Raw genomic sequence first — 13739 nt, 5'->3', positions numbered from 1 at the left:
TAAGCGTCTGTTTGATCTTTATTTTTTCAACACGATGATGTTGCCATTTTCGTCAATAACTGGTATTTGCTTAATCAGCTCATACATCAATTCCTCCTTGTGATTTCCTCCGTTAGCCTTGTATCGTTCGTGGATGTAATCTGCATTGCACCTGTCTATCAGGTTTATCTCTTTGAACTTAGACAGATATGTAAGTGCCTGATAGATACGGTCATGAAGTAAAACTATGTCGTCCTCCTTCAAATTCTTCATCTCTTCGACCAGGTCGCTTAAAATGCTGCTGATACTCTCAAGGTTCTTCCGGATCTCCTCGATGTCATATTCGAGCTTAGCCATTCGGCCACTTTTACGATCATGCCGATCTATGAAGTATCTTACCAGTCCCGTTACAGCACCTGTTACGGAAGTCGATGTTATTACTGTGATTATCATCTGCTGTGTTGGATCCATTGTTGTGCCTTTCTTTATAAGCTATTTTACAAAAATCAGATATGATTTTCCCCTCACTAGTTTGTATAAAATACATTTAATTTTTTCCCACTGAATTGTGAAAAAAAATCAAGCGTGTTGTCCCCATCCCTTTGAAAAAAGAGCGAAGTATTTGATTGATAATATATGCCACTTGCGTAACTAACGCCCGAAGATCCATAAAATCCAAGTTTATTTATTGGAGACTTCGCAATATAAATTTCTGTCAATTCGCTCATTAAAATATATACTTTATCCGCTGTTATTCCAATATCTACCGAGAACGATGTTGCTCCTGATGGGATTACTGGAAGAGTGATCTCTTTGTATAACACATTAGAGGCACCCCCCCGACCATATTGAATATCATATTAAACCTCCTTGCTTACTGTTCCGTCAGCGTTTACCTTGTAGCCGTCAAGGGCGAGTATTTCGTCCACATCATCCTTTAGTTGCTTGTATCTGCTGATTGCAAATATCGTGTTGTAATTCATTTTTCCAGCTTCAAGCCTCATTGCTATGTATCCTGCCATTGTTAACTCCTTTCTATTTTAATAATAGATATAAATTCTTTTCTGAAAACCATCTCACTAGCCCAGTTGAGTCGAAACTAACTGTCATTTCTGTACCATTGAAATAAATGCTTTCATTCATCATAGCGGTAACATTTCCTGTTCCTGTATATACGCCCAGTATGTATGCTTTTTTTAAGTCATCAACATTGGATGCAACAAGCAAAGTATAGTATTGTTTCTGTCCTGATTGAGACGTATTCACTGGATCAGATACCATGCTGCCTATAGTTGCTGGGTCTATTTCCAAATCCACTGTAAATGATTTTGCATAACTTGTAATAACCGGTAGTTTTATAACCTTTAGATTAGAGGTACCCCCCCCGAACATGTTAAATATTGCCATAATTTTTCCTTTCTGTTATTCTCCAACAATATAGTATTCGTAATTTCCAGCCAGCCTTTTATTCGCATCATCAATTATGAGATTACCGTTCGATATGACCGGAGCGTTCCAGTAAATATCATGAAATGTTCTGTTGTCAGTTGTATCAAATGCCGCATATATATTGCTTCCAACTTTAAATGGGTATGTGAATCGAATATCATATCTGCCTCCTATTCCGTCATGAGGAAGTCGACTGCTTCCTGGGTGCTCTCCAATGATTCGTGCAGTTCCCTGTTTGTCGGAGTCGGGTCGGTCGCTTCCTGGACTTCATAGCGATACTCTTCAGGCACGTTTGCAAGTGTACTGGTGCCGGCCGTTACCTTTGCTATCCAATCATCAACAGTTGCCTTCCGTTCTGCCGCCGCCTGCTCTGCTGCCTGTCTCGCCGCTTCTGCAGCTGCGGCACGTTTGTTTGCTGCTGCCTTGTCTACTGCATCCTGGTCTTTTACGATCTTGGTGTAAGCGGTCTTGGTGACCTCTTCGGCTCCTTCTGGGATCGTGTCGCTTATACCGTAGCTGATTACGGTGTCGTCCGATATTTGTTTATAATATTTCATTTTCTCCTCCTTATATTGCGTCAAAAGCAGATTCTGATACTCCGTAATTAACTGTGAGTAATGAGCTACCATTGTAATTAAAGTCACTACTCCATCCGCTAGGTTTGGATAAGGCATCTGTATATATTTCGCAAATAGTTCCAGTAGTGACAATCGTATCCGGTAATGTCTCAGTATCCTTACTTATCCAAAGTTTTGTATACCCTGTGTTATCTGTAAAATAAATTTTTCTTGAAGAGATTGATTTAGCAAAAATTTTCAATTTTATAATAGTATAATTTCTCGGGTATATCTGCAAATAATTCTTAGGATTTAATGTACCACATTTTATCGTAAAATTTTTCAATTTGGAGTACATACAATTATAATCGTCAGATGATAATATAATATCTTTTTTTATATCATTATCTCCGAAATCGGCGATTACGTCTGACGGATATCCCTCTGAATCAAAGTTATTAAACAAGATGCTACCGTCTGCATTGCTGCCACCGCCGGTGTTTATCATATTTTGTATCATATTTTCTCCTTATTTTATAACCATAACATTGACAGCCACAGCTGCAGTCGGAATGGTTGTGCATTTGAACGTTATCGTGTTGTCGCCCTGGGCGGATCCGAAGATCCCGGCCGCAGTAAAGATATCTTTTGTTGCTGGATCGTATGATACAATCGCCGATGATGCCGTCGTGTCAGTTGTCATTCCGGCGCATGCGACGGTAACTGTAAGGGCCGTTGTGTCCCAGCTTGCTACTGGTATGTTGATGACAGTGCTGGTGATGTTCTTGAAACCGCTGATAAGGGAATCAGTTTGCGCCTTAGTATACGCGTCGATGCCACCGGCAGCCATGATAGCCGCTATAGCGTTATCTTTTGCGTTTGTGATTTCTAGCTCTCCGGCTGTTACCGCCGTATTAACGTCTGCCTCGGCCTTAGTTGCTATTTCTGGGATGCCAGTCATGGCATCAGTGACAAGCTGCAGGGCTGTGCTGGATGTGATCACACGGAAATCCACGAGCGAATCAAAATTGATTCCGTTGAGCTTAACGCCCCAGAGTTTCATCTGGTTAACCTGGCCGGAATCAATGTCTCCGGATGTGATTGTCGGCTCTAAGTACTGGCTAGCATCCGGCGTGCCTTTGACGGCCTTCAGGTCTATATGTTCTTTTGTCCAAGTTACCTCATTGCCGGAGGTGTCGGTTGTTGTCTCTTCTGTCGTGTAGTACTCGGCCACAACAAGGTCATACCTGTAATAGCCGATCGTTCCAGAATCAAGTTCCACTTCCGTGTATCCTTCCGAACTTCTTGTTTTTGCGAGCCTGCCCTGCATGAGCAAACTGCCGGCTTTGATTCTGACCTTATTTGTACCATTCATCTCAGCCGTGAGCTGCTGTGCCGTTGGCAAAACTATCTCCGATGTACCTAAGATCATTCTGTTTATTTCGGCGTCGTCTGTAGCAAAATTGTGAGCTGCGCCGGTGCATCCTGTTATGATCTGCATTATTTACCTCCTATTTCATAGTCGCTTGTTACAATTCCCTTTTCAATGGTCAGATTGTTGTTCGTCACCTCAGCTACTATAGATATTCCTGTCATGGCATCAGTGCCGCCAACGGTGTCTCCGATGTTAGCGCTAAGATCATCTATTGTGATGGCTCGCATTGAATCAGATTCAAGTTCTGCAAAAAAATCAAGGCCCGTTTTGCACAGGCTTTCGTAGTGGTCTTTTTTCAGTTCGTATGTGTTCAACGCATCAAAAGGTGGTGCCTTCACGTCTTTGCGGCCGCTATAGTATTTGTTGGCCGCCCATGTCGGCGGAGTGGTCTTGGTCATCACGTGATAGGTGTTAGTTTTGTCAAAGGTCGGTATTACTGTTTTATTGTCTTTCCGGTAATGCGGCCTTTTTGTGAAACTCGGAATCTTGCCGTTCTTTTCGTCATCATCCTTTTTACAAGTGACGTAGTATGCGTCTGATCGGTCGAGACAATCAACTATTTCTGTTACTTTTGTCTTTTTGCCATTCACAGTTTTGTATGTGATCTTTTTATAAACCTTTCTGTAGTAGGATCCGAAATTTGTATTCCAGTCTGAAGGCTTCGATGTCATGCGCACGTACTTATCTTTGCTGGTAGATGCGTATGACTTGTACTCAACTGATGAGCCATTGTTGAACTTGTAATAGTACTCGCCGTAATTATAAGCCCAGTCAAAAGGCTGAGCAGTGATTTTGATTACATTGCTCATGTCCAGGACTGTTTCGCCCGTCACGGCCGAATAAGTGTAAGTACCTGTGTATTGATCATAGGATGGTGTGTAGTAAGATGCGTAATTTGTATCCCAATCTGACGGCTTCGATGTTGTAAGCGTCATGGAGTCGCTCTCAACACCTTCGAAATTCTTGTAGCTGATTTCCACAGTGCCATCTGAGTCTTCCTCAGTGTCCTTGTAATAATAGTCGTCATAATTCTTATCCCAGTCACCTGGCATAGAAGATACAGCCTTGTATTTGTCAACTGGAGAATCATCACAATCCTTACACTCGGCTATTTCGTCTTGACCAGTAAGAACCTGCATTGATTTGTCCAGGATATAATCTGATGCCTCATAAGGTGTATCCGTAGTCTTGTAGGCCTGAACGGTGCCGCCAGAATCGGTGAACATATGGATCACTCTGAAGTTTCCAACGTCGTCCTTGGATGTCAATACCAAGTGATTTACCAGGTCATAATCCTGCTTGATTTGAAACCCTGTTTGCTCAACTCCTGAGTATTTTAAATAATCGGTGAAGTCCTGCTTAAGAATAGGAATTATATGTATTATATGGTCTGACTGCCACTCTATTGCGATGGTCATGTCGATAGATGCCGCAGCACCTATAATGGCCTCGTAAATCGTCGCACCGGCGTCAATCTCGTATGCGTCAACATAAGTGTCTATTGATGCCTCTACATCCGGAGAATCGGCCTGAAAGAACGTCACGCCCTCTTCATCTAAAAGCATCTGTATGATGTCTGTTATGGACCCCTGGAGTAATCTGGTCGCTCCGGTTATTTCGCAGACATAGGAATCAAGCAGCCCTCTGAAAGATCTGCCTGTGTATTTAATAGTGCCAGATTCTGAATCTACATCTATTGCACCTATCTTTCCACCGATCTCTGTCCCAAGTATGTACCACCACCCTTTTGGGGGAATGGCATAGTCGTTGGCCGTGACTTCGAAGTCCTTTTCATCGGCGAGATCTAAAGAAGCTTTGTATGTGTCCATCATCCCTATATCGTTTCTGTTCTCATCGGTATAGTAGATGCCCTCATAGTCTATTCCGTATGCCATCTTGGTTCGCTCCTCTCTTCAAGGACTTCAAGCTGCCAAAGGAATGTTCCATCATATACAACAGCATTCCGGCCTGACTCGATTCTTTTGAATATGTAGAACCCTGAGTCACGCGTGCCAAACATATTGACGATCGTGCCATCCGCCAAAGTCATGATGGCCGTTTTCTTCGTCGAGTCAATCACCAAATATGCCCCGTCCGGAACATCCGCAGTTATGTGATAGACATTGTCTCCAATTTTAAGATAAGGTGATTCTGCCGGTCCCTGAATGCTAAGCTTGAACTCACTTGGGTTTACGGCCGGGTTTACCAAAATCAACTGTGATGCTGCCTCATTGGTGTAGTCATACGGATATGGATAGCATGGTTCATATTGCTTGTCGAACTCTGAGGCTTCAACCTTGATTTCATTGCCGTATGAGTTCTTTTTCAATACTCGGTACCATGCCTGGCGTTCGCTAACAAAAGTCACCTCTTTTTTTATAACAGCACTGCCATACTGCCAGCTGGTATTTTCTGCGGACGTGATATATCCGTAGCAGTACCAGTTGCCTACTTTAAGAGTGCCAATGGCACCGTCGTATATGTCAGCTTCAATAATGCTGTTAAGTGCGTCGATGGCCTTGTCCCGTTCATCCTTGGTGCTTCCCATGATTACAAGGTTCAATGTTTTTTCAGCGATCTCTTTGTAGAAACCCTTCACAGCGGATCCGGTTCCTTTATCCTTGGAGGTGTATGACCATTTATAATCGAACAGAGGCTCTACGTTCATGTAGTACGGGTAATCAGTCAGACAGATGCTATTCCCTCTGTTGTTAGTGTATGTTACTTTGATTACTCCTGTCCTGCTCATATTGCTCCCACAGCTCCTTTTCTAACTATCTTTCCAAGCTTTCTCTTGTCAAGTTCCACTGCCATGCCTTCTATCCCGGATAAGACTGCATCTGCCAGCTTATCATAATCAATTATGACTGTTGATGATTGATTAGCCTCACGGATGTAGTTCTGCAGCTTGTCAATAGGCACGACTGCTTCAGGTCCAACGGAATCTCCTACGCCGATTACTGACGGTGAATTGAAGATGCCGCCACCCTTGTACCAATCGACCGACAAATGCGGAACGGTCATGTTCTTCAATGAGAACTTTCCTGACAACTTGAAATGTGGAAGCTTGATTTTCGGTAGCTCCCACTTAAACTTAAACAGATCTTTTATTTTATCTACAATGGCTCTTATTTTGGCCAATAGTCCGCTTGCTGCACTTTTGATCCCATCCCATATGGATTTGATCATATTGGCGCCCATTGCTTTCAATTTTCCAAAAGCGTATTTTGCAAGTCTCCCTATCAATTCTCCAGCTAATACAATAAGCTGTGCCGCCAACAGACTTACAAGTCTTAGCAGCGATTTAATGAAAGACCAAACTGTATCCAGTATCTTCCCACTGTTTCCGCTGAACCAGCCAGAAATCTTATCCGCTAGTGATGATACATCTGCCTGAAGCAGTGTCTCGAACAATGAATTCATCTGAGTGGTCAATGTTGAAAGTGCTACCTGAACGAAAGAACCCAACATGCCTGGTATCTGTACAATGATATTCCCAAGCATCGGAATCAAGTTATTGAAAATGAATGTTGAAGCAGTCTCACCAAGAGCCTGAAGTGATGGTCCTATGTCTGCTCCAGTTGCGAGATTGCCCAGGAGATTCTGCGCCGCTGCTTTCATGGCACTGAATGAACCTGTAAATGTCGTGGCGGCTTCTCTGGCCGTTGTGCCCGTAATACCAAGATCGCCCTGAATCGCATGGATCGCGCTATAAACGTCATTTAGATTAGTGATGTCGTACTTCTGGCCGGTCAATTTCGTTGCATCGGTCAATAGTCTCTGCATCTCTGTTTTTGTTCCGCCATATCCAAGCTTCAGGTTGTCCAGCATCGTGTAGTTCTGCTTTGCAAAACCCTGATAAGCGTTCTGTATGTCCTGCATGTTAGTGCCCATCTTATTAGAGTTATCGGACATATCCTGCATTGCCATGTCGGCCGAGTTGGCCGCCTTCTTGGTGTTTCCGCTTACGGACTGCAATAATGAGGCCGCAAAGCTTGTTGTCTGTTCCATATAAGCGTTTGCCGAAAGGCCTGTTGTCTTATATGCGTTTGCCGCATTTTTCTTAACAACATCAGCAGATTTTCCAAATAAGGTTTCAATGCCTCCTATTGACTGCTGTAGTGCGCTGCCTTCTTGGATGGCTGCCTTGAATACCGCGGCAACAGCTGTACCGATGCCAGCGGCTAATAATGCACTTTTGATTTTGCCGCCTATTGCTGTCCCCGTAGATGTGCCGGCAGAGTTAGCTTCACCACTCAATACGTTGGTCAGACTTCCCTTTATGCCCTTTGCTGATGGTATGATCTGCACATAAGCAGCTGCTAATTCTGTAGCCATATCTATCCTTTCTGTGCGATTAATTCTGCACGTCTTTTTTCGAACTCTTCAGAGCTCTCAAAACCTTCAACTTCTATAGGCTTTTCCTGCTGAGTGAGTTTTTCAAAAATTGATTCCGGTTTCCTCGCGTTCTTTTTCCCATGTGCCCAGATCCACAAGTTTAGTTCATCTGCTATCATTGCCAGTAAAGCGGAGTTGAGCGAGGTCTTATTACCTCGCAACGCCTTTTGCACTCTGGAATCTACACTTAGCCCAGCTGTTAAGGTCGATACCAGACGAACCGGCATTTCCTTATAGTTAAAAAGCCCATATGTTTCCGCAAGGTCGCATATGAGCTCATCTTCATAGTGTGCAATTATGTGGGCTAAGGCCGCTATTTTTTTAGGTCTTCACCTTCGCTGGCAACGTCGAAAATTTCCTGTATAGCCGCAAAAATTTCAGAGGCTTTCGCGACTCCGTTTTCATTTCTGCAGTGGTCATATAGTTTTTTCTTCTGTTCCTCTCCAAGTAAACGGTTTATAGTATCCGTTAGAACTCTGAGATTTCCATTGTCCAGTTCCGCTAAATCCTCAAGCAATTCAATGTCATCCATGGCATCGCCCTCAATGACAAACTCGAATCCGTTTTGTGTTTTTCCTGCTATCTTTTTTTCTTCGGCCATTTTCCACTCCTTACTCTATGTACTCATAGTGTGTATTGCCATCTGCATCAGGATGGGCTGATATAGTCAGTGGATAGCCTATTGGCTCGTTGTCAACGTAGACTATATCACCAATCTCTGTGATCTGCCCCTTAGGAATGACCGTCCTTTTAAGTTTGTCACCGTGAAGGATCATGTCGATTATCCAGGCCTGCTCCGGAAGTTCTCCTGAATTGGCCTTGATCGTTATCGCTCCGGATTCGCCTACTATAACGTTAGCATCACCATAAATCGACTTAGGTACATCGCTGTTGAGCGACTCGATCAATGTGTACTGAAAGGTGTCATCTTTCCCTGTCTGCGGATTAGCAACGACATCTCCGCCCCAAGCCTTAATGCTCTCAGTTTCAGGCGAGTTGCTATTTGTAACGCCATCCTCACTTACATAGCCAAGATTCTTGAATCCTGTAGCAAGGTCTGTATGCGCGTCTGTAGGTAGCACTACAGTAGTAGCTGCATATGATATTGCTCCTCCTACCTTAGGCTTCCCAACGCTTACATTCGCTGTATTTGTTGCCATATTATTTCCTCCTAATAATGTGTCAGGTCGTAGACGGCCTGATACCTGTACTTTCTCGTTGATGTGTCCGTGTAGTTGTAGTCACTGTTTCTATCTGACCTGGTGATTTCGGCCAAGGTAATGATATTATCCATGGCAGATTTCACTTCTTCATTCAAAGTCGCAGCATCCGCCAATGTATCAGCATGTGATTTTAGCATTATCACTGCCGTGTTGATATGATCGGCTCCGCCTGAGCCGCCCTTTTCTACAACCACATATTTTGGTGGTTTATCATCCGGTGTTTCCATATATACTGGTACATCCAACTGGACTGCCAGATAATCTTTTACAATTCTCTCTATCATTTTAATGCCTTTATTAAAGTATCATGCTTCAGGTTACTGCGACGTGCGTGCACGGTATCTGGCTTAACAACGGCCTTCGCTCTGTTCTTCCCAACTGAGACATTTACAGAGTATTCATCAGACAGTTCTCCACATCCACTTTTCGTGGCTTCGGCGTGCTCTCTAAGTATTCCCTGCATTTCATTTGACTGCAGCAGTGCCTTGATACCTGCATGGTTCAATTCAATTTTGACATTACTCATAACGTTCCACCTGTATTTTCTGATTCCAATCTAAAGGTATAAGTTCGTCCTGGCCACATATAGGGATACCTACTGTACGCCATCTTTCACCAAAGAATTCAACTACTACATCAGTCCAGATGTGAGTATCACCCTTTGGAATAGCTAATTCATATATGGCTTTCCTGCTGGACAAATCATTTTCACTCACGATGTCGGAAGACGAAACCGGAGCTATAAGTACGTTATTTACTGTAACAGGCTTCTGTGTGTACGTTGGCCTATTGAATGCGTCCGTTCCAGTCCGTGTCTTCTCATACAGTGTTATCGCTATTCCCTTGATCATAGTCAAAGTCAATCACCCCATATTTCTGCCTTCTCAGGCCAAGCCTGGCAAGCTCCGAGTTCTTAATAAAAAGCCCTCCGCCAGGTACCAGATATGTCCCAGAAACAGAATAGCCGAGCGCAGACTCTGAGGTCTGCGTCATCGGCTCTGAATCTGTTGAAGTCATAAGCGTTCTTGCAACCACATCCACTGTGACAGATCTGGCCACATTTGCCAAGGCGGAATCGTTCTGTACAAGTGTGTCGAGATTCTTTCCCACCTTATTTGCTTCTACTCTGAGGCTATCGGATATAACCGGGAGCAGTGCCCCGGCGCGATCCTGCTCATCCGCTGAGAGCGGCCGCCAAAGCTCTGTCACATCATTTATAGTTGCAAAGTCTGCCATGTCCTACTCCTTATCGTCTTCGCCGGCGCCCTCTTCAGTGCCGCCCTCTTCATTTCCGGTTTCGGTACCCTCTTCAGTGCCAGCATCCTCTTCAGCGTCGGCTTCCGTTCCTTTTCTCTTTTTTGCCTTAATGGCTTTCCAGTCTCCACCGTTGATCTCGCACTCAGTTTCTATGACTGCGCCGGTCTTTGTGTTCTTAAACTTCATCTTGCGCCTCCTATGCGGTTATGATCCTTGCGAACGATGCAGCATCCATGATAGCCCATCCAAGGTAAACTTCCGCTCTCAGGTATACCTGATTAGATCCTTTGAGGTCGTTTCCTGAGTTATCAGGATCGCCATAAGGAATGACCTCAAGCGGAATCTCCTTAGCATATCCCCACTTGAACATGTTAGCGAAGTCTCCTACGATAGCACGGTCATGGCTGGACAATGCTGAGATAGTGGAATTCTTGTCTGATGGAATTCCGTTAACTGCTGATGGATTTGCGCCCCATGAAAGTTCTGGGAACTGCTTAACTCCATTGGTCTTCAGGGCTGCAAGTGCGGCCGCGAAGACTGGAGACATTCCAATTCCGGTTACATCGCCGTCTGAACCTTCTACCAGAGCTACTGCAGCTTCTACATTGGTGTCCGGGTCAGCGGAGTCATAAGTTACGGTCTGCGTAATAGCTGTGTCGAAATTGTTGTTACCAACAACAACAGATGCTGTTCCAGTTCTCGGATTAACTCCGTGCAATGCCGCAAGGTCGATACCTCTCGCAACCTTGGCCGCAAATCCGTCATTGAATGCCTGGAGGATGCTGATCTGCTCTTCGTCCTCTGCATCCATGAATTCGTCTGACACTCTTGCGCCATACTCGAATTTTATAGGAATGATCGTAACAGGGTCGATTGTTACGCCCCCTTCAGACTTCTTGCCGTTCTCTGCAACGATGTCGATGTCCTTGTCCATACTGAACGTGAACTCCTTGGTCCCGTTGAATGAGACCGGTGTCTGCAGCCCCAGCTTAGTGAGCGTTGATTTTCCTTTTACCTTGTTCACAAGGTCTGTGACCAACGTTGGGTCGAAAAGTGTTCCTTTTGATAGTGTTGCCATTATTCTTCTCCCTTCATATTCTGCAGCATTCCTTTAAGTGCTGCGTTCTTACTTCCTTTCTCCGTTGGTTCTGTCTCAGGATGAGCCAGAGGCGGAGGTGTGCCTTTTTCATTACCCATGAGTTTTACCAGGCTTTCTGCGTCCTTCTTGATTGCCTCTTCATCTTCACCTGATAATCTTGACGCGAGCTGATACTGAAGCCCTACTTCGTTAGCGATTCTAGCTTTTACTGAAGCTATCTCGTACTTTTTCACTTTGTCAGTGAGCTCTGTAATTGTCGCCTCATTTTTCTTTGACGCTTCAGCTGCTTCTTCTATGGCCTTTGTCTGCTCACCAAGCTGGTCGTTCAGCTTCTTCTGCTGTTCCTGCCATTCCTCTGTTCCGGCATACTTCTTGGTGACCTCATCCGTGATAGTCTTTTTCTCGCGATCAAGCCTATCCTTGATGGCCTTGTCAAAGTCCTCCTGCGTCGTTATTGGTGTGAAACTCATAATGTAATTCCTTTCTCCCACTTTCCCGGTGGTGTCGGTAATTTATGTACTAAAAAAGCACCCATCGTGGTGCTTTTAATAGCCTATTTTCTGTTTGGACGTTTCTTTGTATTCTTTTGCTGCCCAATATGCGAGTGCCACGCTGTCCATGAGCGAGACGTCTGCATCCTTATCAAGTGATTTATATCCGAAGCCGCCATTGCTGCCTATCGCTCTTTTTTCACAATTAGATACAACTCTGGCCAGCGACGGCTGATTTTTATGGACAATGCTTCCGGAGAAAATCCCCTGCTCAAACTGCGCATTAGCCGTTATGATGTTGACCACCTTCGGCAGTACCGGCTTAGGCAGTCTGTTGTCTTTCATTTCGTCTGCCAGCATCTGCTGGCCATTAGCGCCGTCGATTATAACTTTGTTCCATGCGGCCCTCTTCAGGAATTTGATTATCCAGTCATTGCCTGCCTTAGTCGGCCTGCAATCTATGGTTTCTACAAATACTTTTCCTGCGGCCGTCTTTACGGCTATGGACATGGCTACGTTCGCGCCGTTGTGTCCATACTTGATACCGATGAACAGTTTGCCTGTCAGTTTCGGTAAAACAACTACCTCCAAAGCGTTCCATTCCTTCTCGCTTATTGCTGATTTCTGATTATATTTTATCCAAAGTCCAAGGCGCTGGATGTTGAAGTCGATTTCGTCAGTTCCGATCTCATCGGCTATGGCTCTCTCTGTTAAAGTGTAGCCTAAGGATGGATTAGTCTCATACCATATGTCTCTATCATTGACATCTGACATTTCCTCTACGCCCCACTCGGCATATCCGGCATTAGTATTCATACCAGCGAGGGTGTCTCTTCTGAACTTAGTGAATACTGTCCCGGAGCTGGTTGGTGTAGGAGGAGTTCCGCAAAATATGGTTTGTGGGTTTTTAGAATCGGTTACGGTGTATTTTAAGGCTGATTCCTGGTCGTCTTGATATTCCTGTGCCTCATCGATTACAAGCAGGTCAAATCCTTCTCCAATGCCACCTTTAGCCGTCCTGGTCCTGAACTCTATTCGTCCACCGTTGTCGAGAATAATGTGTTCTTTTCCATAGGCTTTGTAAGTTGATACTACGTTGAATGTATATATCGATTCCAAAAAACCAAGAATCCGCTCCCAGGCCTTATGCGTTGTGCTAGTCCTGTGGGCGGTGTGTAATATCTGTTCGCCATCTGATAATCCTTCGAGTTCTCTCATGGCTAAAATTTCATTCTTGCCATCTCGCCTTGATACACAATATCCATAACGTGTATGGACCCATAGCCCATCTTCATTGGTAGCAAGTATGTCATAATTAAGTAACTTCTGCCATGGCATAGTCACTCTACCTGTCTTTTCGTATAGTTCTATTGCATGATCGCCTTTAGACTCCGTATATGGCAATGTGTGTGATTGTGTCGGCGTCTGGCGGCCTTTCCTGTCACCAGCCATATGTATTCCTTTCTGCTACAGTGCTCCTACGGTCTTGCATGCCTCTATGATCTTAGGCAGCTGTATGGCTATCCAGTCAACCATTTCTTCATTCTTGGCCCATGCGTCTATCTCTGATGAACTGGCACTCAGGCCGCTCTCGCTGAGAAACGCATGAACTATTTCGTGTCTTATAGTCTGCTTCCTGTATGTGTCTCTTTCCGCATCAGATTCCAAGTCTATGTAATCAGTTTCTGACATATCCGCGTAAACTATTTTGTGGCTTTCTTCAGAATGATATCCAGCCAGTTGTCTCTTTTTCATTATTTCGTCTTCCGAAATTTTATGCTCTTCGACAGTATATTCTGTGCCAAGTATGTTTACTTTCATTCCGCTCCTTTTTTGCAATACAAAAAGCAC

At 44.4% G+C, this 13739-nt stretch carries 22 protein-coding genes; all 22 read right to left on the bottom strand.

Annotation, left to right across the window (positions count from 1 at the left end; genetic code table 11):
* Window positions 1-18: 18 nt before the first annotated feature.
* The 22 genes from EV211_RS00940 to EV211_RS00845 all read right to left on the bottom strand — a co-directional run bounded on the left by EV211_RS00940 (window position 19) and on the right by EV211_RS00845 (window position 13709).
* Entirely contained in the window at window positions 19-450 is a 432-nt protein-coding gene (locus EV211_RS00940) for a hypothetical protein (RefSeq protein WP_133527557.1), read from the bottom strand.
* A 56-nt stretch (window positions 451-506) separates the two neighbouring features.
* Entirely contained in the window at window positions 507-803 is a 297-nt protein-coding gene (locus EV211_RS00935; protein WP_133527556.1) for a hypothetical protein, read from the bottom strand.
* Between the two features lie 36 nt (window positions 804-839).
* Window positions 840-1001, bottom strand: a complete 162-nt coding sequence (locus EV211_RS10640; protein WP_166635319.1) for a hypothetical protein — start codon at window positions 999-1001, stop codon at window positions 840-842.
* A 13-nt stretch (window positions 1002-1014) separates the two neighbouring features.
* Window positions 1015-1386, bottom strand: coding sequence for a hypothetical protein (locus EV211_RS00930; protein WP_133527555.1), 372 nt, complete (start codon window positions 1384-1386; stop codon window positions 1015-1017).
* Window positions 1387-1598: 212 nt separating this feature from the next.
* The gene (locus EV211_RS00925) at window positions 1599-1985 is read right to left on the bottom strand and encodes a hypothetical protein (protein WP_133527554.1); all 387 of its coding nucleotides are present in this window, start codon (window positions 1983-1985) and stop codon (window positions 1599-1601) included.
* Between the two features lie 10 nt (window positions 1986-1995).
* Window positions 1996-2505 carry a hypothetical protein gene (locus tag EV211_RS00920; protein ID WP_133527553.1) on the bottom strand — a complete coding sequence of 170 codons (510 nt, stop codon included), beginning with the start codon at window positions 2503-2505 and terminating at the stop codon, window positions 1996-1998.
* Between the two features lie 9 nt (window positions 2506-2514).
* Complete coding sequence (locus EV211_RS00915) at window positions 2515-3486, bottom strand: hypothetical protein (RefSeq protein WP_133527552.1); 972 nt, start codon at window positions 3484-3486, stop codon at window positions 2515-2517.
* Window positions 3486-5315, bottom strand: a complete 1830-nt coding sequence (locus tag EV211_RS00910; protein ID WP_133527551.1) for a hypothetical protein — start codon at window positions 5313-5315, stop codon at window positions 3486-3488. The genes EV211_RS00915 and EV211_RS00910 overlap by 1 nt, the downstream gene beginning before the upstream one ends.
* Window positions 5300-6169, bottom strand: coding sequence for a hypothetical protein (locus EV211_RS00905; protein WP_133527550.1), 870 nt, complete (start codon window positions 6167-6169; stop codon window positions 5300-5302). Before EV211_RS00905 ends, EV211_RS00910 begins: the two co-directional genes overlap by 16 nt.
* Window positions 6166-7758 (bottom strand): hypothetical protein, encoded by a 1593-nt coding sequence (locus tag EV211_RS00900; RefSeq protein ID WP_133527549.1) that lies wholly within the window; start codon window positions 7756-7758, stop codon window positions 6166-6168. The genes EV211_RS00905 and EV211_RS00900 overlap by 4 nt, the downstream gene beginning before the upstream one ends.
* Before the next feature lie 2 nt (window positions 7759-7760).
* Complete coding sequence (locus EV211_RS10855; RefSeq protein WP_243108523.1) at window positions 7761-7937, bottom strand: hypothetical protein; 177 nt, start codon at window positions 7935-7937, stop codon at window positions 7761-7763.
* A 194-nt stretch (window positions 7938-8131) separates the two neighbouring features.
* Window positions 8132-8419: a hypothetical protein gene (locus EV211_RS00895; RefSeq protein WP_133527548.1), complete on the bottom strand. Its 288-nt coding sequence runs from the start codon at window positions 8417-8419 to the stop codon at window positions 8132-8134.
* Between the two features lie 10 nt (window positions 8420-8429).
* Window positions 8430-8978: a phage tail tube protein gene (locus EV211_RS00890; protein WP_133527547.1), complete on the bottom strand. Its 549-nt coding sequence runs from the start codon at window positions 8976-8978 to the stop codon at window positions 8430-8432.
* A gap of 11 nt (window positions 8979-8989) precedes the next feature.
* Window positions 8990-9325: a hypothetical protein gene (locus EV211_RS00885; protein ID WP_133527546.1), complete on the bottom strand. Its 336-nt coding sequence runs from the start codon at window positions 9323-9325 to the stop codon at window positions 8990-8992.
* Window positions 9322-9567: a hypothetical protein gene (locus EV211_RS00880; RefSeq protein WP_133527545.1), complete on the bottom strand. Its 246-nt coding sequence runs from the start codon at window positions 9565-9567 to the stop codon at window positions 9322-9324. Before EV211_RS00880 ends, EV211_RS00885 begins: the two co-directional genes overlap by 4 nt.
* A complete protein-coding gene (locus EV211_RS00875) occupies window positions 9560-9892 on the bottom strand; it encodes a hypothetical protein (protein ID WP_243108522.1) in 333 nt (110 codons plus the stop codon). The genes EV211_RS00880 and EV211_RS00875 overlap by 8 nt, the downstream gene beginning before the upstream one ends.
* Complete coding sequence (locus EV211_RS00870; RefSeq protein ID WP_133527543.1) at window positions 9861-10277, bottom strand: phage Gp19/Gp15/Gp42 family protein; 417 nt, start codon at window positions 10275-10277, stop codon at window positions 9861-9863. The genes EV211_RS00875 and EV211_RS00870 overlap by 32 nt, the downstream gene beginning before the upstream one ends.
* A gap of 3 nt (window positions 10278-10280) precedes the next feature.
* The gene (locus EV211_RS00865; RefSeq protein WP_133527542.1) at window positions 10281-10484 is read right to left on the bottom strand and encodes a hypothetical protein; all 204 of its coding nucleotides are present in this window, start codon (window positions 10482-10484) and stop codon (window positions 10281-10283) included.
* A 10-nt stretch (window positions 10485-10494) separates the two neighbouring features.
* The gene (locus tag EV211_RS00860) at window positions 10495-11376 is read right to left on the bottom strand and encodes a phage major capsid protein (RefSeq protein WP_133527541.1); all 882 of its coding nucleotides are present in this window, start codon (window positions 11374-11376) and stop codon (window positions 10495-10497) included.
* Window positions 11376-11867 carry a phage scaffold protein gene (locus tag EV211_RS00855; RefSeq protein WP_133527540.1) on the bottom strand — a complete coding sequence of 164 codons (492 nt, stop codon included), beginning with the start codon at window positions 11865-11867 and terminating at the stop codon, window positions 11376-11378. Before EV211_RS00855 ends, EV211_RS00860 begins: the two co-directional genes overlap by 1 nt.
* A 75-nt stretch (window positions 11868-11942) precedes the next feature.
* A complete protein-coding gene (locus EV211_RS00850) occupies window positions 11943-13340 on the bottom strand; it encodes a terminase large subunit (RefSeq protein WP_133527539.1) in 1398 nt (465 codons plus the stop codon).
* Window positions 13341-13355: 15 nt separating this feature from the next.
* Entirely contained in the window at window positions 13356-13709 is a 354-nt protein-coding gene (locus EV211_RS00845) for a hypothetical protein (protein ID WP_133527538.1), read from the bottom strand.
* Between the last annotated feature and the right edge of the window lie 30 nt (window positions 13710-13739).

It is taken from the genome of Aminicella lysinilytica (assembly GCF_004362975.1).
GTDB classification, from domain to species: Bacteria; Bacillota; Clostridia; order Peptostreptococcales; family Anaerovoracaceae; genus Aminicella; species Aminicella lysinilytica.
The sequence above is the reverse complement of the archived record's forward strand: the minus strand, read 5'-3'. Positions and strand labels throughout refer to the sequence as shown.